At 49.7% G+C, this 23,424-nt stretch carries 11 protein-coding genes; 8 read left to right on the plus strand and 3 right to left on the minus strand.

The window, feature by feature from the left end; all coding sequences use genetic code 11:
* Positions 1-157 precede the first annotated feature (157 nt).
* Entirely contained in the window at positions 158-1,417 is a 1,260-nt protein-coding gene (locus tag AC6RNO_RS24995) for a methyl-accepting chemotaxis protein (protein ID WP_497107135.1), read from the minus strand.
* A gap of 508 nt (positions 1,418-1,925) precedes the next feature.
* Here AC6RNO_RS24995 and AC6RNO_RS25000 point away from each other — a divergent pair.
* The 4 genes from AC6RNO_RS25000 (at position 1,926) to AC6RNO_RS25015 (ending at position 19,177) form a co-directional block, all read left to right on the plus strand.
* Complete coding sequence (locus tag AC6RNO_RS25000) at positions 1,926-2,291, plus strand: O-methyltransferase (protein ID WP_474680257.1); 366 nt, start codon at positions 1,926-1,928, stop codon at positions 2,289-2,291.
* Positions 2,292-2,921: 630 nt separating this feature from the next.
* Positions 2,922-6,830, plus strand: coding sequence for an AAA family ATPase (locus tag AC6RNO_RS25005; RefSeq protein WP_497107156.1), 3,909 nt, complete (start codon positions 2,922-2,924; stop codon positions 6,828-6,830).
* Positions 6,831-7,034: 204 nt separating this feature from the next.
* Positions 7,035-9,737 (plus strand): cadherin-like beta sandwich domain-containing protein, encoded by a 2,703-nt coding sequence (locus AC6RNO_RS25010; protein ID WP_497107136.1) that lies wholly within the window; start codon positions 7,035-7,037, stop codon positions 9,735-9,737.
* A 38-nt stretch (positions 9,738-9,775) separates the two neighbouring features.
* Positions 9,776-19,177, plus strand: a complete 9,402-nt coding sequence (locus AC6RNO_RS25015; protein WP_497107137.1) for a cadherin-like beta sandwich domain-containing protein — start codon at positions 9,776-9,778, stop codon at positions 19,175-19,177.
* On the opposite strand, the gene AC6RNO_RS25020 is transcribed toward AC6RNO_RS25015, so the two are convergent.
* Positions 19,164-19,400: a hypothetical protein gene (locus tag AC6RNO_RS25020; RefSeq protein ID WP_474680040.1), complete on the minus strand. Its 237-nt coding sequence runs from the start codon at positions 19,398-19,400 to the stop codon at positions 19,164-19,166. The genes AC6RNO_RS25015 and AC6RNO_RS25020 overlap by 14 nt on opposite strands.
* Before the next feature lie 43 nt (positions 19,401-19,443).
* Here AC6RNO_RS25020 and AC6RNO_RS25025 point away from each other — a divergent pair, with 43 nt between their 5' ends.
* The gene (locus tag AC6RNO_RS25025) at positions 19,444-20,430 is read left to right on the plus strand and encodes an ABC transporter substrate-binding protein (RefSeq protein ID WP_497107138.1); all 987 of its coding nucleotides are present in this window, start codon (positions 19,444-19,446) and stop codon (positions 20,428-20,430) included.
* A 139-nt stretch (positions 20,431-20,569) separates the two neighbouring features.
* Here AC6RNO_RS25025 and AC6RNO_RS25030 read toward each other — a convergent pair whose 3' ends face one another.
* Positions 20,570-20,800 (minus strand): alpha/beta-type small acid-soluble spore protein, encoded by a 231-nt coding sequence (locus AC6RNO_RS25030; RefSeq protein ID WP_474680042.1) that lies wholly within the window; start codon positions 20,798-20,800, stop codon positions 20,570-20,572.
* Between the two features lie 164 nt (positions 20,801-20,964).
* Between AC6RNO_RS25030 and AC6RNO_RS25035 the strand changes: the two genes are divergently transcribed.
* From AC6RNO_RS25035 to AC6RNO_RS25045, 3 genes are all read left to right on the plus strand, one after another.
* Positions 20,965-21,477 carry a hypothetical protein gene (locus tag AC6RNO_RS25035; protein ID WP_497107139.1) on the plus strand — a complete coding sequence of 171 codons (513 nt, stop codon included), beginning with the start codon at positions 20,965-20,967 and terminating at the stop codon, positions 21,475-21,477.
* Positions 21,464-22,108, plus strand: coding sequence for a ribonuclease H (gene rnhA, locus AC6RNO_RS25040; RefSeq protein WP_474680044.1), 645 nt, complete (start codon positions 21,464-21,466; stop codon positions 22,106-22,108). Before AC6RNO_RS25035 ends, rnhA begins: the two co-directional genes overlap by 14 nt.
* A 157-nt stretch (positions 22,109-22,265) precedes the next feature.
* A complete protein-coding gene (locus AC6RNO_RS25045; RefSeq protein WP_497107140.1) occupies positions 22,266-23,387 on the plus strand; it encodes a substrate-binding domain-containing protein in 1,122 nt (373 codons plus the stop codon).
* The last annotated feature ends 37 nt before the right edge of the window (positions 23,388-23,424 follow it).

Here is a 23,424-nt window from a genome sequence, read left to right on the forward strand (position 1 = left end):
TGCACTTTCGCAGGTTTTTGCACGTGAAGCCAGTGAATCGCCGGCTCTAGAAGGCAAATTTCTCAAAAGCCCCATGGATCGGGTAAAAGGGCATGCTGCCCGAGAAAAAGGCAGCCGCATCGTCCGGGGCGTAGCCGCGCAAAGCGAGTATCAACGGCTACAGCTTAAAAATCTGGATCGTTTGCTGGAGTTGGGTGACGATGCGCGTCATCTCTTCCGTTTGCTTGACGATATCCTGCACAGTGCCGATCTGCTCGTTCATCGATGCGGACACCTCTTGCGTGCCGGCGGCGGATTGTTCGGTAATCGCCGATATGTTCTCCATGGAAGCGGCAATTTGCTCCGAATTGGAGAGCATGATTGCGGTTTCATTCGCGAAGCGGGTAATTCCTTCGGAAATAAATCCGACGCTGTCCACAATCTCGGCAAAAACTTTTTCCGTCTGATCGATCAAGACGGTTTGCTTGTTGACGACATCCTCATTGATCTGGATGCTGCGGATCGCTTCCTGGATGCCCTGCTCGATGCTTTTGACAAAACCGAACACTTCGCGGGTCAGCGAGGTGGACTCTTCAGCCAGCTTCCGCACCTGCTGGGCGACTACCGCGAAGCCTTTTCCGTGCTCACCCGCCCGCGCCGCTTCAATGGAAGCGTTGAGGGAGAGCAGGTTCGTCTGCTCGGCGATATCGGATATCGACCGGGTGACATTGCCGATCCCGGCGGCCTGCTTTGCCAGCAAGTCGATCGTTTCGGAAACTTGTTGCGTAACTTCCACGTTCCGTTTCATGCCTATGCCCTGGCTCTCGACGGAAGTGCGGCCTTTTTCCACAAGGCTCATCATCTGATCCGAACGCTGTTTCATCTCATCGGCCGAAGCGGCGTAGACTTCGATCTTCGTTTCGATTTCTTTGGATGTAATGGAGGCGCCGGATACTTCCTCCGATATTTGTCCCGCTCCCGAGGCGAGCTCGTGGGCGGATACGCTGACTTGTTCGAGCACCAGGCGGAAGTTTTCGTTTTTTACGTAAATGTCTCTGCTCGTGTTGAACACCTGCTTGGTGATGGTTCCGGTTTCTTGCAAAATATCCCTCAGCTTGTCAATCATTTTATTAAAAGATTGCCCGAGCTGGCCTAGCGTGTCGTCGGAGGAGACGGTTACTTTTTGCGAGAAATCGCCTTTCGAGATTTGAAGCGCGATGCGTGACAGCTCGGCGACAGGCTCGGTAAGCTGCTTTTCGAAAACAGAGATGAAAGGGTAACTGCCTACGACCAAGAGGACTAGGAAAATGGTGCCAAGTAAGCGATTCCAATCCGGGAAAAGCAAAAGAGCCAGGACGAAAATCACATTCAAACCGATTAGCGAGTAACAGCCGATCTGCAGCTTTTTCCTGAAGGACAGTGAAGATAATTGGTTCATTTTACCGACTCCTCTGCGAAATGAGTAAAAAGTATGTATGAATTTCAGGATGTATGTTTGAAATTATAGCACTGTCTCAGGAAAGATTCTATAACATTACGACAAATAAAATCAAAATTTTACAGAAAACGATTGGCTCGTTAAGGATAAATATACTATAAATCAGAGCAGATAAGTCTTAATTACAGAGGATATTTATAGTACTAAATAACTGTAATCATGGGGGAAATTGTGCCTATATGACCGGAATTCTTGTTGCGATACGCGCCTGCAGAGCAGGCGAAGCTGCACCGGAAAGCTCGCGAATGTGTATGAAAAAAACCGAAAAGCACACTGCTCGACGGCATCTTCATACGCAAGTGAATGGGTCTTTTTTCATGGGTATGTTAAATGATTGTTAAAACATTGTAAAAATGTGTTGAAATTTGTGAAAGCAATAGGTATAATAGGTCTACAGCCTCAGAAATTACATATATTTGAAAATATGATAAAGTGAAGGAGGGGAATGATGAACCTAGAACAACTGCCCTTAGCCAGACAGGTTGATTTGGTTTTTAGGGAAATCAGAGAAGAATTAATCTATCTTTCTTCCGGTACCGTGTTTATTCAAATTCGGAATAACGTGATCGGAAAGTTTGGCATCAAGCACTTGCCGCTTGAAGGCAAGGGTGGTGAACTTATCGTAAGCAACAAGGGGTTAAGCGATTCGCAGTATCAAGCGTTTCGCCAAATGGCGATCGAGTCGCTGAAGTACAAGAAAAACTGGACACACGGAGAAATATTTTTCGATTTTACGATTCGAAACAATTTGCTGGCAGCCAGTATCCAGTTCGAAAGCAATTATAATATGGCAAACGTTTACAAATCGATTTAATTTTTGTGACAATCACGCCAACAAAAAATGAGAGGCTATCCCTCAGTCATTTCCGTGACTTATGGGATAGCCTCTTCTTCTGTTCTTGCAAAAAGATGAAAGATGCGCTTTATGACCAAAAGAGATAGAATAGAGTTATTAGCAAAACGCACTTGGCACTATGGACATGGGGGATTTAAAGGTTTGAATGCGGCATATGAACTGACGCTAAGATCGTTTATAAAGACCAATACGATTACTGTCGAACAATTTTTTTCCATAGCGTTGCAAGTCGTGGAGATGCTTCGAGAGTGGCATCAAAACGACGTTGGCTTTCTCCCAATTACCACGGAAGATTTATTTGTACGCTTCGAAGACGGGCAATTGACGCTTAGGCGGTCGCTCCGGCAAAGCGCTTCTAATGAAGAGCTTGCCTACATTTCTCCGGAGCGTACAGGCCGTATAAAGAGGAAAGTTGATCTACGCAGTAATTTGTATGTAGCAGGCATTATTTTTTATGAACTGCTAACGGGAGAGCTTCCGCTGAAGGCAAATTCGGCCAGCGATTGGATACATGCCCACATGGCCATGCTGCCAGTTCCTCCGCGGACGGTTAACCCTGATATTCCGCAAGTGTTGAATGACCTTGTCATGAAGCTGCTTTCCAAATCAGTCGAAGATCGTTATCAAAGCGTGAACGGTCTTCTTGACGATCTGAACAAATGCGCGGATCAATGGATAGAGAAAGGAACAATCGATCCCTTTCTATTGGGAGAAGTGGATGAACGCGGCCGATTTCGGTTGCCTGATCGGCTTTATTGCCGGGACTTGGAGTTGCAGCAGCTCATAGGTGCGTATGAACGCGCCTGCTCAGGCTCCAAAGAGCTATTGTTTATAGGCGGTCATGCTGGGAGCGGAAAATCCAAGCTCGTCAAAGCCCTTCAAACGCACGTGATGCAAAATAAGGGCTATGTGGCCCTCGGCAAATATGAATGGCATCAGGAATCCAAACCTTACGCCGCGCTCATTACGGCTTTATCAGGTCTGATTCGGCAGATTTTGGCGGGCGGGGAGGAACAGCAAGCGCGCTGGAAAACGAAGTTGTTAAAAGCTTTTGGGCAAAGCGGGAGCGTGCTTACTCAGGTGATTCCCGAGTTAACCTGGATGATCGGAGAGCAGCGGCCGGTCGAGAATTTGTCTCCATTGGAAGCGACGAACCGGTTCCGGGTGCTTTTTGGCAATCTGATCAAGGCCTTTGCAGACGAGCTGCATCCACTCGTGATCGGGCTAGAGGATTTGCAGTGGGCGGATTCGGCCTCGCTTCAGCTGATTCGGGATTTATGGAACCATGGCTCGCTGAAGCATGTGTTGATTATCGGGACGTATCGGGATGACGAACTTGACGAGAGTCACGTTTTCAGAACGTTATTTCTCGAATCTTCCGATTCCTTGAATACCGGTGATCATTTTATGAATATCCGTGCACTTGGGCATTCGGACGTTGTCCGATATGTCGCGGATATGCTGCATAACGATGCAAGCGAAGTAAAACGGCTGGCGGAGGTCCTTTATCGGCAAACAGCGGGGAATCCCTTTTATTTCACACAAATGCTGCAAACGTACTATAATCAAAGGCTCCTCTTTTTTAACTCCGATGAGCTTTGTTGGGATTGGAATCTTGAGGGGATCAGGCAACTGGAAGGATTTCATGATGTCACTGATCTGATTATGAAAAGATTTGAAACGCTTCCGGAGGAAACTCGTCAAATTCTGGGGTTGGCGGGCTGTTTGGGCAGCTCTTTTGATCTTAGGATGCTTTCAGCTCTGTATGGGGAATCCAACCTGCGCACGGAACAAGACTTACTGCCGGCGGTAAGCGAAGGATTGATAGTGGCCGAAGAACACGGATATAGGTTCCTGCATGATCAAGTACAGGAAGCTGCTTGCGATCTGCTGTCGGATGGCGAAAAAAAGCGGGTTCACTTAAAAATCGGTCGTTCTATGCTGCAGTCTCTTCATCCGGACAACGCCGGCGACCGTTTGTTCGAGCTCGTCCATCATTTGAATGCGGGCAGCGAGTACATGACGGAGCCAGCGGAAGTGAACCAATTGGCTCATCTTAACCTGCAAGCGGGAAAGAGGGCGAAAGCTTCCGCCGCATATAGCCAAGCATTGGAACTATTGAACAAGGGGGCACGATTGGTTGAGGGCGAGGGGGGGTCCCGGCAGGATGCACTGTATTTTAATCTCTTGCTTGAAAGCTCGGAATGCCAATATTATTGCGGTTATTTTGAGCAAGCGGAGGCTGTTCTGGATCAATTGCTGCTGCATGCGAGAAATCCGGCGGATCGGGCCAAAATCTATGTCATCCAGATTGCGATGTATGCTTTTCGCAAAAGAGAGGGTGAAGCCTGTCAAATTGCCCTAAAAGCGATGGCGGAATTTGGTTTGCATATCCCTTCGAAATCTACGAGTCTCTCCATCCTGGCTGAGATTACGAAGACGCAATTACGGCTTTCGATAAAACGGGGGCTTTTAAAGGACTTGCCGATGAGCCGCAATCCCAGGCAGCAAGCACTTGCGGATATTGTCATGGCCTCATCGCCCATTCTGTATATTGTCAATAAGGAATTGTCTTTCATTGTGTTTGCCAAATATGTACGAATGTCTTTAAAGCATGGCAATTCGGAGGCTTTTTCCATTGCGCTCGGTTCTTATGCGATCGCTTTGTGCTTCGGATTAAAACTCTACAAACCGGCATTGCGTTTAGCCGAGGTTGCTTTTCATCATGCGGAGAAAATAGATAGTGTGTTATTAAAAGGAAAAATGCATTGTATCATGGGACTGATGTTGCAATTTTTACGGCCTCAACAGTCGGACAGCTATTTTGAGCAAGCGGGACAGTTAAGCTTGGAAGGCGGAGATATGGTTTATGCAGGTTACGCGATATCTTCACAATTGATTACGGGCAGCGAAGATCTGCGGCACTTGAATCATCTATGTCATGTATACGAGGAAAAAGCGATTCGATCGCTAGACGTAATGACCCAAAGGGTGCTTTACCTAACCAAGCAATACGTATACATGTTACAAAGCGCCACCGATTCGAAAATGACTTTCAACAGTGAGCATTTTGATGAGGACGAGCTGCTGCGTGAAGAAATCGTTAACGAAACGTACAAATCAAATCTCTATTTGTATTACACTTGCAAGCTTGAGGTTAATTATTTATATGCCAATTATTCAGAAGCTGTGGCTCTTGCTGAAGCATCCGTAAAATTCGAGACGCAAAGCGTGCTGTCTTTCAATCAGAGACACTGTTTCTATCATGCATTGGCAATCATGGCTGAATATCCCGACGCTTCGGATCCTGTGAAAAGCAGCTATCGTAAAGTTTTAAATAAATTGCTGGCTCGGATGAAGGTATGGACAAAGGTCGTTCCGGAAAGCACCTTGTCCAAATATAAGCTGATGCTGGCGGAATGGGCACGTCTCAATCGCGATCATGCGAAGGCAGCGAAGCTGTATGATCAAGCCATTCAATGGGCTCATGAAAGCGGCTATCCACGAGATGAAGCGATTGCCGCGGAACTGGCAGCTAACTTTCACCTGGCATTGAACAATCATCCATTGGCGGAAGCGTATCTGCGGAATGCCTGCAAGGCTTACTTCAAGTGGGGGGCAACCGGGAAGTTGAATAGCTTACAGAAGCGCTTTCCGGCACTTGCAGCACTTTCATTCCATGAGTGGGACGAGACTGAAGTTTCCGATAGAAGTACAGCGATGGAGATGCAGCAGGGGAACGGCAATTTCCATGCTGAACTGGGAAGAGAACTGGATATGGAGATACTTCGGCAAGCCAGTAAAATCCAATCTGGGGATCTGGCAGAAACGGAGTTGCTGGAGACCTTCCTGCAGTTGGCTATCCGTAATGCCGGTGCCGAGAGAGGACTGGTCCTACTCAGCAATCAGGGGAAATTGGTCATAGAGGCTCAGCAAGAGATCAACCGCGAGCGGAAGGCCTTTATGGATAGCAGGAGCGATTATGCGGCTTCGGTCGTTCAATTCGTCATGAAAACGAGGGAGTTTGTTATTCTTGGTGAAGCAAGTGATAGTTTGTTTGCAACGGATCCTCATATCCAAGAGAAGCGGCCCAGATCGATTCTGTGTTTGCCTGTTCGATACTTGGACCACCGGGACGGGGTCTTGTATTTGGAAAATAATTTAATTTCCGATGCTTTTACGGCAGATCGATTAGTTGTGCTGGAAATGATATTTTCGCGAATGGTGTATCTAAGGCTATGGCAATTAAAGCACCATGGGAATTCCATTATGAACGCAGATCAAGCAGACGAGACTCTGGTCGAATTGCTAACGAGTCGCGAACTGGAGATTGTTCGTCTCATGGCTGAAGGATTGTCCAACAAACAAATTGCGTTGCATTTGGACATTACGGAAGGAACCGTAAAAAGCCACGCAAATAACATCTATGGAAAGCTGAAAGTCAATAAAAGAGTGCAGGCAATCAAAAAGGCGAGGGAACTTCAACTATTGAACTAGGTTCAATCGATTTCACAAACGGTGGGCTGTTGCTGATTTCATTAGGAAATCGGTGACAGCCTATCTTTATTTTGATCAGGGAAGATATCGACTTTTTTTGACAAAATGAGCGTTATTTGTCGAGTCTATAACTTTCTATAGATGTGCTTTTGTCGCTTTTCGTATAATCTTGTTCTTGCCAAAGTTTCAAAAGGAGGAACAAGAATGCGTAACAAGGTAAAACAGATTATGGCCTGTGTACTGGTTTTTCTGTTGATGGCGATACAACTGCCTGAACTGTCCGGGGGAAAAGCGTATGCTGCTACTAGTAGGGGGATCATTACCACAGTGGCGGGCACGGGGTCTGCTGGCTATTCGGGAGACGGGGGCGCGGCGACGTCGGCCAAAATAACTAACCCGAGAGGAGTAGCTATTGACAGCAGCGGGAATCTGTATATAGCGGACACGTTTAACTGCAGGATTCGGAAAGTGGATAAATCGACGGGCATCATCAGCACGGTAGCGGGTAATGGGTCTGGTGGCTATTCGGGAGACGGAGGATTGGCTACGTCGGCCCAATTGGGTGTCCCTTTTGGAGTAACTATTGACAGCAGCGGGAATCTGTATATAGCGGATGCGAACAACAACACGATACGGAAAGTAGATACGTCGGGCATCATCAGCACGGTGGCAGGTAATGGGACTACTGGCTATTCGGGAGACGGAGGATCGGCGACGTCGGCCCAATTGAATACCCCTTCTGAAGCAGCCGTTGATAGCGACGGGAATCTGTATATAGCAGACTTGGGTAACAACAGAATTCGGAAAGTAGATACATCGGGCACCATTACCACGGTAGCAGGCACGGGGGGCGCATATGGAATAGCCATTGACAGCAGCGGGAATCTGTATATAGCCACGGGTGGTCAAAACACGATACGGAAAGTAGATACGTCGGGCATCATCACCACGGTGGCGGGCACGGGGAGCGCTGGCTATTCGGGAGACGGAGGATTGGCTACGTCGGCCCAATTGAATAGCCCTTTTGGAGTAACTATTGACAGCAGCGGGAATCTGTATATAGCGGATGCGGGGAACAACACGATACGGAAAGTAGATACGTCGGGCATCATCACCACGGTGGCAGGCAATGGGGGTAATGGCTATTCGGGAGACGGATTTGCTGCGACGGGGGCTAAATTGACTCAGCCATGGAGAGTAGCTGTTGACAGCAACGGGTATCTGTATATAGCGGATACGAATAACTACAGGATTCGGAGAGTTGGCCCTTCCAACGATGCGAACTTGAGCAGCTTGACGTTGTCGAACGGCAGCTTAAGTCCGACGTTTGCGTCGGGCACGAAGAGCTACACGGCGAGCGTGGCGAACAGTGTGTACAGCATCACTGTCACGCCGACAGTGAGCGACAGCACTGCGACGGTGAAGGTCAACGGCGCGCCCGTGCCGAGTGGATCGGCCTCGGGAGCGATTAACCTGAACGTGGGGAGCAACCCGATTACGATCGTGGTGACGGCGCAGGACGGCACGACGACACGGGCGTATACGGTGACGGTGACGCGGGCGTTAAGCGGCGACGCAGGTCTGAGCGGCTTGACGCTGTCCGTCGGCAGCTTAAGCCCGGCATTTGCGCCCGGCACGACGAGCTACACGGCCAGCGTGGCGAACAGTGTGTACAGCATCACGGTAACGCCGACCGTGAGTGACAGCACCGCGACGGTGAAGGTGGGCGGCGTGACCGTGCCGAGCGGCACGGCCTCGGGAGCGATCAGCCTGAACGTGGGGAGCAACCCGATTGCGGTCGAGGTGACGGCGCAGGATGGCACGACGACACGGGCGTATACGGTGACGGTGACGCGAGCGTTGAGCAGCGACGCAGGTCTGAGTGGCTTGTCGCTATCGAACGGCAGCTTGAGTCCGGCGTTTGCGCCCGGCACGACGAGCTACACGGCCAGCGTGGCGAACAGCGTGTACAGCATCACGGTAACGCCGACCGTGAGTGACAGCACCGCGACGGTGAAGGTGGGCGGCGTGACCGTGCCGAGCGGCACGGCCTCGGGAGCGATCAGCCTGAACGTGGGGAGCAACCCGATTGCGGTCGGGGTGACGGCGCAGGACGGCACGACGAGCCAAACGTACACGGTGACGGTAACTCGGGCAGCGCCAAGTGCTGGAGACGTTAGCGACAGCGGTAGTGGCAATGCGGACCAGGGTAGCTTGCCGTTGCCAAGCGACAACAGCAATGGAAGCGATCATGGAGTACCGCCTGGATCGAATGGACCCGTTCTTAACGGTAAAATCACGGATACTCAGAAGGTGAGAGAAACGGATCAAGCTGCTTTACATTTGACCGCACCAAAGCCATTCTCGGACGTCCTCGCTAATAGCTGGAGTTCCGGGGCGATTCAACTTGCTCAGCAGTTGGGCATTGTTGAAGGAAGGCCTGACGGAAACTTCCACGGAAGTGATCTGGTTACTCGCGCCGAGTTCGTTACGATGATGGTGAAAGCTCTGCTTCTGGACACGACGAGCGGTTCCGATGCGACATTCGCCGATACGAAAGGGCATTGGGCCGAACCGGCCATTGCCGTGCTGAAGGCAGCCGGCGTGATCGACGGTGTGGGTGGCGGATTATTCAAGCCGGACAGGCCGATTTCCCGCGCTGAGATTTCGGCCGTCATGGCGCGTACGATCATTTTCGGTCAGGCAGTCGGAAACATTCATTTCTCAGATATATCAAGCAGTTGGGCTCGTCCGTATATCGAACAATTGACTGGCGCAGAGATCGTTACAGGCGCGGATGACGGCAAGTTTTATCCGAATTCCAATGCTACTCGCGAGCAGGCCGTCGCGATGATTGTTCGCATGTTAAACGTATGCCTCAACCTTCATCTGCAAGGCTTGAACTAGAGACCTGATTCCAGCATAGTTTCATAGGAGGAAAAAGAATGCGTAAAAAGGTAAAACAGACGATAGCCAGTGTGCTGGTTATTCTGTTGATAGCTATACAGTTCCCTGCGCTGTCGGGAGAAACAGCCTATGCCGCCGCCGCCCCCATCATAAGCACGGTGGCGGGCAATGGGAGCGCCTATTCGGGAGATGGAGGACCTGCGTTGTCAGCCGGATTGGGCGGCAATCTGAGAAAAATAGCTTTTGACAATAGTGGGAATCTATACATAGCGGCTCAGGACAACAATAGGATACGGAAAGTGGATACGTCTGGCATCATCACCACGGTGGCAGGCACAGGGAGCGCCGGCTATTCGGGAGACGGAGGACCTGCGACGTCGGCGCAATTGTCTGGTCCGTGGGGAGTAGCTATTGACAGCAGCGGGAATCTGTACATTGCGGATTCGAAGAATAACAGGATACGGAAAGTGAATACGTCAGGCATTATCACCACGGTGGCGGGAACGGGGAGTGCCGGCTATTCGGGAGACGGAGGATCTGCGACGTCTGCCCAATTGTACGGTCCAACCGGATTAGCGATTGACAGCAGCGGGAATCTATGTATAGCGGATTCTCAAAACAATAGGATTCGAAAAGTAGATACGTCAGGCATCATCACCACGGTGGCGGGCACGGGGAGTACTGGCTATTCGGGAGACACGGGACCTGCGACGTCGGCCAAATTGTACTCCCCGATGGGACTCACGTTTGACAACGGCGGTAATTTGTATATAACGGATTATGGTAACGAAGTGATTCGGAAAGTAGATACGTCCGGCATCATCACCACAGTGGCGGGTTCGGGGGCATATGACTATACGGGAGACGGGGGGCCTGCAACATCAGCCGCATTGTCCGACCCACAGGATATAGTTTTTGACAGCATCGGTAATCTGTATATAGCAGACATGTGGAACAACGTGATCCGGAAAGTGGATACGTCGGGCAAAATCACCACGGTTGCGGGCAATGGGACTGTTGGCTATTCGGGAGACGGGGGACCTGCGACATCTGCCCAATTGTCCAGCCCTTATGGAGTAGCTATAGACAGCATCGGTAATCTGTATATATCGAATTACGGCAGAATTCGGAAAGTCGGCCTATCCAACGATGTGAACCTGAGCGGCTTGACGGTGTCGAGCGGCAGCCTGAGTCCGGCCTTTGCGCCGGGCACGACAAGCTACACGGCCAGCGTGGCGAGCAGTGCCGGCAGCATCACGGTAACACCGACAGTGAGCGACAGCACCGCCGCAGTGACGGTCAATGGTACGGCCGTGCCGAGCGGCTCGGCATCGGGAGCGATCAGCCTGGGCGCGGGGAGCAGCACGATTGCTGTCGTGGTAACGTCGCAGGATGGGACGGCGACGCGTACATATACGGTGACGGTGACGCGGGCAGTGAGCTTGAGCAGCTTGGCGTTGTCCGTCGGCAGCTTAAGTCCGGCCTTTGCGCCGGATACGACAAGCTATACAGCCAGCGTGGCGAACAACGCAAGCAGTATCGCGGTAACGCCGACCGTAGGCGACAGCACTGCGACGGTGACGGTCGACGGCACGTCCGTGCCGAGCGGTTCGGCATCGGGAGCGATTAGCCTGAGCGTGGGGAGCAACCCGATTACGGTTGCGGTGATGTCGCAGGATGGTACGGCGATGCGTACATATACGGTGACGGTGACACGTGCATCGAGCAGCAACGCGAGCTTGAGCAGCTTGGCGTTGTCCGTCGGCAGCTTAAGTCCGGCGTTTGCGCCCGGCGTGACAAGCTATACGGCAAGTGTGCCGAACAGCGCGAGCAGCATTACGGTAACACCGACAGCGAGCGACGGTAACGCCACGGTGACAGTCAACGGCACGTCCGTGACGAGCGGCTCTGCATCTGGTGCAATCAGCCTGAACGAAGGGAGCAACGCCCCGATTACGATCGCGGTGACGGCGCAGGACGGTACGACGACGCAAACGTACACGGTGGCGGTGACGCGGGCATCGGGCAGCAGTACGGATGCGAACTTGAGCAGCTTGACGTTGTCCGTTGGCAGCTTGAGTCCGGCGTTTGCGCCGGGCGCGACAAGCTACACGGCAAGTGTGGCGAACAGTGTGTACAGTATCACGGTCACACCCATAGTGAGCGACGGCAACGCCACGGTGACAGTCAACGGCACGCTTGCGCCGAGCGGTTCGGCATCTGGTGCAATCAGCCTGAACGTGGGGAGCAACCCGATTACGGTCGTGGTAACGGCGCAGGATGGTGCGACGACCCGAACGTATACGGTGACGGTGACGCGAGCGTCGGTCAGCGAAGCGAATGCGGACTTGAGCGGCTTGACGTTGTCCGTCGGCAGCCTGAGTCCGGCGTTTGCGTCGGGCACGACAAGCTACACGGCAAGCGTAGCGAACAGTGTGTACAACATCACGGTCACACCGACAGTGAGCGACAGCAACGCCGTCGTGACGGTCAATGGCGCTCCCGTGACGAACGGCACGGCATCTGGTGCAATCAGCCTGAACGTGGGGAGCAACCCGATTACGGTCGTGGTAACGGCGCAGGATGGCACGACAAAAACGTACACTGTGACAGTAACGCGAGGATCGAGCAGCAACGCGAGCTTGAGCGGTTTGACGTTGTCCGTCGGCAGCCTGAGTCCGGCATTTGCGTCGGACACGACAAGCTACACGGCAAGTGTGGCAAGCAGCGTGAGCAGCATTCGGATAACGCCGACCGTGAGTGACAGTACCTCCACGGTGAAGGTGAGCGGCAATACCGTATCGAGCGGCTCGGCCTCGGGAGCCATCACCTTGAACGCTGGGAGCAACCCGATTGCAGTCGTGGTGACGGCGCAGGACGGTACGACCCAAACGTATACGGTGACAGTAGAGAGAATGCCAGCTGTACCGGCGGGACTGACAGCGACAGCTGGTAGCGGACAAGTGACGCTAAGCTGGAGCGGCGTTTCGGGGACAAGCACATACAATATTTTCCTGGGAACGGCAACGGGCAACTATGGTGCTGCTCCGGTTGCGACCGTAAGCGGGGGAACCAACAGCTACACGGCAGCGGGTCTAACGAACGGAACGAGGTATTATTTCGTCGTACAAGCAAGTAACGCCGGGGGCAACAGCGATTACTCCAACGAAGCGAATGCAACTCCACAGGCAACAATAGCTCCAACCGATCTATCGATCCGAACAGTTGCCCCTGTCACAGGAGCAGCTCAAGCTGACGGAGCCAATACATACAATCATGCGACAGCAGGTGTAACATGGGCCAAGAGTGGAGGGTCTTATGCACCGGCAAGCGGCACATTTGAGCTTAATACAGTATATATGACCAAGTATGTGCTTACAGCGGATGCAGGTTATGCATTTGACCCGGCAGCGCGCGTGTACGAGAAAGGCAGAGCGAAGGACCTGTCAAGTCAAATTACAAATTTAGGCTTGGGCACGTTTACGGCGACAGTATCAACGAATGCTTCCTCCAACGATACGCTTACGGTTATCGTCACGTGGTCGGTGACCTATCAAAATTTAGTAACCGTAAAGTTGGATAACGCTAATTTCTCATCTTTCATTAAAGCGAAGTATAACGGCTCGGAAATTCCCGCACAGGGGGTAAACATTTTAAGCGACAAAAATGATTTCAGCATCGAATTAGCGAACACTTCCGCTGATACTGCGGTTCCCTCCTTGCAATTAAATCCTGCATTGGTTACAAGTATTCAGGCTGTTGACGATCGGGGACGCAATGTGCTGTTAAGTGTAACGCCAAATAACAGCAACAGTGCTTGGGGCTTGAATCTTAACATCAAAGGGGATCATGGCCAAACAGACAGAACGGTAACGATAACGGTGTCAACCAGCACCGCTCATGGGATCGACACAAGCTCAGCAAGCAATTTCACAAGCACAATCGATTATGTGGACAGCTCAAGAAATGGATATCCGAACCAGTACAACAGCACGAAGTATTTTGCTGCCGGAGATCAATTAACCTTGAGTCTTTCCTCCAACGGAATTGTTCCTGGCGGCGTCCAATTCATCGGGACCCAAACATCAAAAGCGGTTGATTTGACGACGACATCCATGGACACGACGATTCATAAATTTCAGTATACATTTACAATGCCTAATGAGCCTGTAAAACTGGTTGTAAAATCAACTACCGATCCAAATTCGGCGCACAACATCCATGTAAAAACGACGATAGACAATGTTGTAGTTCCGATTCTGTCAGGGGGAACAAGGTTCGTAAACTCGGCTGGAGGTTTGCCGGCTACGGATTATGTAGGGGATAAGGTAACCGTTGATCTAAGTAAATTTGCGGACCAGAACGGTTCCAAATTTTATAAAATTACAGGTATCAGCGTAAAGTCGGCGTTTACAAATGAAAGCCTGCCAGTTACTAAAGAGGCTGCTTTAATGTACAACTTTACCATGCCGTATAACGATGTCATCGTTACCATTAATGTGGAAGCAATACCGGGATATGCAATAAGCACCCAGACGAAATTTAACCTCGGAGCCACAGTGGTAAGTAATGTGAAGAAGTATTTCCCCGGAGATACACTAAGCGTTACAATCACAAATAGAAATCCTCGCTTCCCTTTGAAGGACGTACTGTTTATTCGAAACTCGGATCATTTTACTCAAACGGTAACGCTTGGTAAAGACAGTGATAATTACAACTCAACAATTAACTTAAGCAAAGTAGTTATTCCTGCATCAACGATTTTAAACGCAGACGATGAAATAACCGTTGTAGCCGAGTTTAGGTATGATCCTGGAATCCCAGTCGATACGAACAGTAATTCCGGTGTTACATTTGCAGCATCTCCGTCTGTAGTATTGATGGGTCAACCATTTACATTTTCGGTTAACACACCGAGTGACGTATTTGATTCCTATACGGCACAAGTGATTGTTACCGACAAGGCGGACGTAAAAACTACTTTTAATTGTACCTTCGAGGGTCAAGACCCAAAGAATTCGGACATTAGCATATACAGCGTTAATTCGGATATTTATGCTTCAGGACGTCCTAAAAGCATTACTGTAGTGGTCAATGGGATTAAGGATCCAAAAAGCAAAGTCATGACTTCGATTAGTCCAAATTCACAATTGGCGAGCTTATTCAATTCCATCATCGTAAGCGGGAGGAATATAGATCAAACCGGCGAGGTGTACATTGGCACAGCGCCTAATCCGACACAGCGCGCTGCGGTATCCAATGCAACGTCAAGCTCTTTGGTTGTCAGTGTACCGCAAAACATGCTGCCGCGGGGCAACAACGACGTGACCTATTATATATCTATAAACGGCGCGCAGAGAGCCATAACCATTTATTCCAAAGAGACATTATCGCACAAAACTTTTGGAGAACTCGTTGTTGTATCGGATGGATCTAACAACAAATCCGTTATTCTCGCGGCTAATGATACAGAGTTGAATCAGATGCTGGGCAATAAAACGAAGATCCTTACCATTACAGGTCATGTTGCCTATGATTCTAATACCAACAAGTATACGATTACCGGGACGTCCATGATCAACTCGATGGTAACCAGCTATTTGACTGACAGCACCAGTTCAATGACTGTCACGGTTTCAAGAGTTGGCGATGTTACAGTCGATGCTCGTAATGTCAAGATGCTTGCGGGCGGAACGACCTTTGTGACGAATGCGGATGTAGCGATCTCCCTTGAGAACGGCATAGAATACATCGACACCTATGCAAAAGACCCGGAAACCGGTGATTTGTTGGATTCTAGTCAACAAAATATTGAATTGAAAATTAAGTATACCGTTGGTGTGATAGCGCTTGGCTCCGGTTTAGGCGCTAGAATAGACGGCGCATTTTTGCTTAAGGATTCCATCATGTTTGAAGGCAAAGTGAATATGGGGGTGACGAAGCCGGGCGGAGGCCAAATTGGTTTTTTTGTGGAAGCCAAAAGGCTTGAATTCGGTAAGGACCTAAAAGGCAATATCGTGTTTAAAGGCGCAGAGGCCGAGGCCACTATCAGCCCTCCAGAAGGGTTCGCCAATATCATTCCGGGATTTAAACAAAGTGAAGCTGTCAACGCAAAAATTGATGCATCCGTGAATACTTACGAGAAAGAATACGGATTGGGATTTGATCTGGATGCAAAAATAGGATCCTTTTCCTCAAGTATGCTTTTAAAGCAGAACAGTGGCGGCACTTTCATTCCGGATACGGTCAAGATTATTATGGGATTGAAAGAACCCGGGATTCCGGTTACGCCTGCTACGCCAGTTGGTCATATTACAAAAATCGGCGGTGGTTTTTCAGGCTTGGCGGACACGATATCAGGAAATTATGACGCTATACCTCCTATTAGGCTTCTACTGAATGGCGAAATGGTTGTCGGCAATGTCGGAAAAAAGACACTGCTGAGCTTTGAAGATATGGAGCTTTCGGTTGGTCCTTCACAAATTCAGCTGTCAGGCAACCCTGTGCTTCTGGGCGTAGATGTGTTTCAAAAATTTCAAGCGGGTATTTATCTGAAACCGTCGTCCGTTTCCTTTGACGTAGCTGCAGATGCCGCATTTCTTAAAAACTTTCAAGTCATAAAGGGAAGTGGGCGTGCAAATGTTACGTTAAATTCGGATTCTTCCTACAATGTCAACGGTCATTTAGATGCTGCCATTCAGATTCCTGAAATTAACGTTGTAAGTTCCCCGTTAGGCGACCTTACGATCGGACCTAAAACGCTCGCCAATATAGATGTAGGAATGAGCAAAACGGATGCTTACGGTTCATTTCGTATTTTAGGTCACGGTTTGGGGGCTCACTACAACTACCAAAGCGGTAATGCAGGGGTTTCCATTTTATCCGCAAAGCGTAATGAAATTCGCAATACGATAAAAGTAGTTGATGAAGATGGTAAAAATGTAGGGAAGTATCAGGTTTTATCTAATGTCTCGCTTGTAGCAACAAGTGTGCCGAATGCTTCGGGAACGATAGCGAATGAAGTCGCGGCTTTATCGGTTTCTGCTCAACCAACGATAAGCGCCAACGATGCCGGTACGGTTCATACCATAACCATGCCTGACGGTATATCGCAGGATTATGCGATCCTGGTAAAAGCAGACCCGAATGATATCTCTGTGCAAGACCCGAATGGCAATCCTTACGGATTAACTTATCCGAGAACCTTGGCCGACGGATCCATGTTCTATAATGATCCGAACGCCAATGCTGAGGTTGTATCGGATCAAGCTGCTGATAAACCGGGTACCCTCATGATTAACTTGGGACGAGAGCCAGGGAACTGGAGCATTTCGTCCAGCCGGCCTTTTGCAAGTGCTGTTATTGCAGTGAATCCGATTCCTGAAATAGACAGTACGACCTATGCCGCGGGTTCCAATACGGTAAGCTTTGCCCTTACAGGTTTGGATATAGCCAAAGAAAGCTATCAAGTTGAAGTACGTTTGTCAAAGGATAGCGGCGAAGACAGATTAAACGCAAGCCCTGGCGTTTTAATCAACACGGTTCCTATTGACCCGGCTTCTGTTGTGAGCGGTGGAGCAAGCGGCAGCTATACATTCAAACCGGAGGATTTGGCTTATTTGCAGAGCGGCGAGTATTATCCAAGGCTGACTTTGATCGCCATACCTAAGAGCAGTACGGAGAGTGCCATTCCATATTCCAGCATGAACGCGAAGCAGCCGTTAACGGTAACGAATCCTCTTGCGCCGGGTTCGGTAAGTTCCGTATCCGTGAAGGCGGGCGGCGGCGGAGCCATTGAAGCGAAATGGAATGCGGTTCCGAATGCTGACGGTTATGTTGTTAGCTTGTATGATGATCAAGGTAAAGCCGTCATGTCGCCTCTAACCTATACGGATGAGATTGACGATCAAGGACACTTAACGGGCAATCGAATCTCTCATCCAGGCAAAGCTATCGAATATAATATTACATCAGATCAAGCGGTAAAAGGTGTGTTTACCCTTGATTTTGGAGGCATGCAAGCCGGCAGCAGTTACAAGCTTGCTGTAACTTCTTATGCAAGTGTTGAAAAAACCGGCACGTATTCACCTGTCATTTATGGGAATCCGACGGTTTCAAACATTACGTTTGTGCCTGTTCCTGATTATCCGATCATCCATGTTTCATCTGATATAGGAAAGATGACAACAAATGCTCAAAATAATCAGGTATTGGTTGTCAACGGGAACTTTAAGCTCGGTATTTCTTCCACTCATGTCAATCAAGCAGACGGGACAGCTCAAAGCATGAGCGGCAAGTTTACCGTATCTCAAAGCGATGGAACCTATGATGATGCAACGGGTATGCCAAACTTTAGGACCCTTTACAGCAGCAGCGATTTCGAGAATCATATTTCAGTACCTGTCTCGGTAAGCGATACAAACCCTTCAAGCGTCATTCACATTGTTGCCGAAAATCAAAACGGCGATAAGTCGAACTGCGAACTTGTGGTGAATGTTAATGATTTGCCGCCTGTACTGTTCATTAATACGGATGCAAAAGGGACGGTATATACCGACGAAACCGGCAATTATCTGATTCAGGGAAGTACCCTGCCGAATATTACAGTTATGGATAATTTCGCAAATCGGGTAACGTCCGACAAGAACGGCATTTTCACAATTAAGGGAACATTAAGCAGTGGAAGTCAGGCTTACAGTACGATAACTGCATTGGATTCCGCGGGGAATTTTACGCAAGATGATGTTGTCATATCAAGAACCGCAAGCAATAACAGTTCCGGTTCTTCTATGTCTGGACATTCAGGCGGCGGCGCATCCGGTACATCTCAGAATCCGACTCCAACTGATGACACGACGCAAAGTAGCGGATCTATGAATGTAGTCTTTCATGATGTACATACGGAAACTCCTTGGGCAGAAGCAGCCATTGAAAAAGCTTATAAGCTGGGTATTGTAAACGGAAGAACAGCTACTACTTTTGAACCAAACGGTCATACACGCAGGAATGAAGCTATAGCCATGTTAGTCCGAGCCAAGAAGCTGGATATCGGCGATAAATCCGCATTGGATAAAGCCTCATCGCATTTTGCGGATTGGGATAGCGTACCGGAATGGAGCAAGCCTTATCTTGCCGCGGCATATGTGCATGGGCTGATTGACGGTTCGTTAGTTAACGGAGCGTATCATGTAAATGCTGATTCCGATATAACAAGGGCTGAGCTAGCAGTTTTAATTCAAAATGCGTATAAGTTTAAAGTTGATGGTAAAAACTTTAAATCCTTCGATGATACGCTCCCGGCATGGGCATCGGAAAGTATTGCGGCTTTAGCATCAAATAAAGTGATTAATGGCTATCCCGACGGAACTTTTAAGCCGGATTCCAGCGCAACAAGAGCAGAAGTTGTGGTTATGTTAATGAACGTCTTTAATTGGCAATAAACATCAAAGGAGTTTTTTCAAGGGAGGCTGTCCCATAAGTCATGAAAATGACTGAGTGATAGCCTCTCATTTTTTGTAAACAAAAAGAAGCGGGTCTGTAAAAATATTTTTGCAGGCGGTGCCTCATTCCCCAATCAACTGCATCCCTTCCAATACGGCCCTGCCGTTGACAAACCTTGGGTTCTTCCAGTAATATATGATGGATAATGATAATCGTTATCACTGATTGGCATCCAAGGAAATTACATAATACGGAGGTACGTTTAATGGTAAGGAAAGAAATACGGATTCGTACAAAAGGGGCCGCCCTTCTTTTTGTTATATTGATGCTTTCCGTATGGCTGACGGCTTGCGGCGAGAAGCCGGCGGCGACACAGGCGCCGGCGGAATCGGCGAAGGCGGAAGGCTTGCGGACGATCAAGCACGCTATGGGCGAGTCGTCTGTGCCCGCGCATCCGCAGCGGGTCGTCATTTTGACGAACGAAGGCACGGAAGCGCTGCTTGCGCTCGGCGTCAAACCCGTAGGAGCCGTCGAGTCTTTTTACGGCAATCCGTGGTTTGATCATATTAAAGCGGATATGCAGGGGGTCACGACTGTCGGCGGAGAATCCCAGCCGAATCTGGAAGTCATTGCCTCGCTGAAGCCGGATCTCATTATCGGCAACAAAATGCGCCAAGAAAAAGTTTACGATCAATTAAAGCTGATCGCCCCAACGGTCTTTTCCGAAACGCTCCGCGGCGAGTGGAAAAATAATTTTCAGCTTTATGCGGATGCTTTGAACAAAAAGGCGGAAGGCGACAAGGTGATCGCCGATTTCGATAAACGAATTGAAGATTTCAAAAGCAAAGCCGGCGACAAGCTGAAAGAGAAAGTCGCAGTCGTCCGCTTCATGGCGGGCAAAACGAGGTTTTATTACGGCAACATGTTCACGGGCGTCATTTTCAAGCAAATCGGCATTCAGCGCAACGATCCGAAAAGCGACGAAAAATCGTTCGAGGACATTACGAAAGAACGTCTGACGGAGCTGGACACAGCCGACAAAGTGTTCTATTTCACCTATGATACCGGTGACGGCAAAGGCACCAAGCAGGAGCAGGAATGGATGAACGATCCGCTTTGGCAAAATTTGAAGCCTGTCAAGGAAAACAAGCTGATCAAGGTCAACGATGCGACATGGAACACGGCCGGAGGCGTCAAGGCTGCGAATATTATGCTTGACGATCTGTATAAGATCTACGATGTGAAGCCGTAAGAACATGCAAGGCAGCCCCTCGGTTCATTCGTGAACGGAGGGCTTTTTTGCATTTGCGCCGCCGAACTCGAAAAAGGGCGTCCCCTTAAGCAAATTCTGCTTAAAGGAAAGCCCTTGTACGTAAGTATAGGGAGTTGCTTTATCTGCCGCCGAATTTGCCTGCAAGCTGCTGCTCGGCGATTTGCACGAGACGGCGGGTGATGTTACCCCCGATTGCTCCTGTATCGCGGGAAGCCATGTAGCCGTAGTAGCCGTCTTGAGGAATTTGGATGCCCAGTTCCTGGGCTACCTCAAATTTCAATTGTTCCAGAGCCTGATTGGCTTGAGGAACAACTAGCTGGTTGCTGCTGCGAGATTGTCCTGTACCCATTTGTTATCACCTCCAGTAATAGGTATTATATTCGCTTTTGAAAAATATACTCGTACTGAAAATTGGTAATTTCGACCAAACGAATCGTCCCGGCATCGCGCGTCCGACTTTGCTATAATAGAGGTTCAGGCAATGCATTCCTAATTTATGTGCGGAGGTAAGTCATGTTTGAAATTGTAACGGAACGCTGGTCGTTCGATAAGGATTTGCAAATCATTCATGCCGACGTCAAGCTGACCGTGCAGGATGATATTTTGGTCGAAGAGCCTCTGTGCGTCGATGTAGGGCTTCCCGCCATGCTCCATAGCGCGCTGCACGACACACAGCCGAACCGGTTTGCTCCGGCGGATCAATGGCAGCGGATGCCGTTCTTCGTATGCGGCTGCGGCGATCCGGAGTGCCGTGGATTTTCGTTCAAGGTGCATCACCGGGACCATGAGCATATGGAGTTTACATATGTGGAAGAACGGCAGGACGGCCCGTACCGCGAGCTGGAAAGCTGCGTTCTCGACACGGCGGCATACAGGAAAGAAGTGCTGCGGATCGGGGAATCGTTCCTACGGTTTATCGAAGGGCTGGATTACAGACCCTATTTTGCCGATACGGTTAAAGTGGTGTCCGAATTGGTCGGCCAATTACAAGAGAAAGTGCGGAGTGTGGAAGATGGCGCAAAGTAAATTTTATGTAGTCTGGGTCGGCCACAAGCCGGGCATATACCGAACATGGGCGGATTGCCAGGCGCAGACGAAAGGGTACCCTCAGGCGAAATTCAAGTCCTACGAATCGGAAGCGGAAGCACAAAAGGCTTATGAGCGGGGCTGGCAAAAGTCGCTGGATTTTTCGGGGAAAACGGGCGCTGCGAGCGGCTCGGGCTCATCGTCCGCCGGCGGGACGCCTCCCGAAGTGGAGTATGACAGCATTTCCGTCGATGTCGGCTGCTCCGGCAATCCCGGGGTTGTGGAGTACAAGGGCGTGGACACGCGCACGGGGGAGATCATTTTTTATCAGGGGCCGATTGCCAAAGGGACGAACAATCTGGGGGAGTTTTTGGCGATCGTGCATGGGCTTGCCTATTTGAAAAAGCAGGGGAGCAACAAGACGATCTACACGGACTCCGTCACTGCGCTCAGCTGGATACGCAAGAAGGAAGTGTCTACGAATTTGGTCAGAGACGCCTCGACGGAAGAAATTTGGAGCCTGGTGGACCGGGCTTTGAAGTGGCTGAAAACGAATACGTACACGAACAAAATCGTCAAATGGGACACGCGTAAGTGGGGAGAGATTAAAGCGGATTTCGGCAGAAAGTAGATTTGCTGAAAATTGGAGAAACGAATCGAAAAAAGGATTGACGCGGCAAGCGCTTAGATGCTATTATACGAATTAAATTCCTAGTAGAGAACTTGGTATATTAATCCGAGGGAATAAATGGGAATTCGATGTGCGTATTTGATTGGGGAGGGTAAACATGAGAAAGACAAGACTTTTCAGCTTTATCGTTATGATCGTATTAATAGGAAGTTTGCTTGCCGCTTGCGCAAAACCGCAAAGCAATGGCACGGCATCGTCGCCGGCAGCAGGAAGCACTGCGGATACGGCCCAAGCGACTGCGGCGGCTGGACAAGCCGTTAATCTGTCCGGTAAAAAAGTGGCGCTTATTATGCAGTTCAATACCGGAACATTTTCCGCACAATATGTAGAAGGCGTTAAAGAGCAGGTTGAAAAGCTCGGCGGCAAAGTGACGGTATTCGCTTCCGACAACGATCTCGCCAAAATGGCTTCGAATCTGGATGCGGCTGTTAACCAAAAGTTTGACGGCATTCTGATCGACCACGGCAGCGCCGATGCGCTGGAAGCCGGAGTGAGGAAAGCGCTGGAGAAAAAAATTCCTGTTATCGCGTTCGATGCGATTTTGTCCGTACCGGGTGTGACTTCGCTGGAGCAAAACGACCAAAAAATGGCCGAGGCTACGCTTGAGCAGCTTGCAAAAGATACGGGCGGCAAAGGAAACATCGTGAAGGTGTGGGTTGCAGGTTTTGCTCCTATGGAGCGCCGTGATGTTGCTTACAAAGCTTTCCAGGACAAGTATAAAGACATTAAAGAAATTGCTTCATTCGGAACCGCCAAAGACCCGGCGTTGGATACGCAAGCACAAATGGAAGCCATCCTGAAAAAGTATCCGAACAAAGGCGACATTACGGCCGTATGGGCGGCATGGGACGAGTTCGCCAAAGGCGCAGCACGCGCTATTCAACAGGCGGGACGCACGGAAATTAAAGTATACGGCATCGACTTGAGCGACGAAGACCTGCAGTTGCTGCAGGATCCGCAAAGCCCTTGGATCGCATCGGCGGCCGTCGATCCGAAAGATATCGGACGCGTTCAAGTGCGCTACCTGTACCAAAAGCTGCACGGCGACCAAACGCCGGACAAAGTCGTACTGGATCCGGTGTACGTATCCAGAGATCAACTGCCTAAAGACAAGCAGGTATCCACTGCACAGCTTGGCGAGTTTGTCAAAGGCTGGGGCGGCAGTCAACAAGGTTACACGGATTGGTTGAAAGAAGCCGAAAAGCAGGCGAAAAAATAAATAACGATGTTATGCTTAAGTCCCATCGGCTACTTGC

Source organism: Paenibacillus sp. sgz302190, from assembly GCF_059820445.1.

What these genes read in the sequence shown, in the direction of transcription:
- AC6RNO_RS24995 (WP_497107135.1), bottom strand. Translation starts at nt 1,417, where the DNA reads ATGAACCAATTATCTTCACTGTCCTTCAGGAAAAAGCTGCAGATCGGC.
- AC6RNO_RS25000 (WP_474680257.1), top strand. Translation starts at nt 1,926, where the DNA reads ATGAACCTAGAACAACTGCCCTTAGCCAGACAGGTTGATTTGGTTTTT.
- AC6RNO_RS25005 (WP_497107156.1), top strand. Translation starts at nt 2,922, where the DNA reads ATGAAGCTGCTTTCCAAATCAGTCGAAGATCGTTATCAAAGCGTGAAC.
- AC6RNO_RS25010 (WP_497107136.1), top strand. Translation starts at nt 7,035, where the DNA reads ATGCGTAACAAGGTAAAACAGATTATGGCCTGTGTACTGGTTTTTCTG.
- AC6RNO_RS25015 (WP_497107137.1), top strand. Translation starts at nt 9,776, where the DNA reads ATGCGTAAAAAGGTAAAACAGACGATAGCCAGTGTGCTGGTTATTCTG.
- AC6RNO_RS25025 (WP_497107138.1), top strand. Translation starts at nt 19,444, where the DNA reads ATGGTAAGGAAAGAAATACGGATTCGTACAAAAGGGGCCGCCCTTCTT.
- AC6RNO_RS25030 (WP_474680042.1), bottom strand. Translation starts at nt 20,800, where the DNA reads ATGGGTACAGGACAATCTCGCAGCAGCAACCAGCTAGTTGTTCCTCAA.
- AC6RNO_RS25035 (WP_497107139.1), top strand. Translation starts at nt 20,965, where the DNA reads ATGTTTGAAATTGTAACGGAACGCTGGTCGTTCGATAAGGATTTGCAA.
- rnhA (WP_474680044.1), top strand. Translation starts at nt 21,464, where the DNA reads ATGGCGCAAAGTAAATTTTATGTAGTCTGGGTCGGCCACAAGCCGGGC.
- AC6RNO_RS25045 (WP_497107140.1), top strand. Translation starts at nt 22,266, where the DNA reads ATGAGAAAGACAAGACTTTTCAGCTTTATCGTTATGATCGTATTAATA.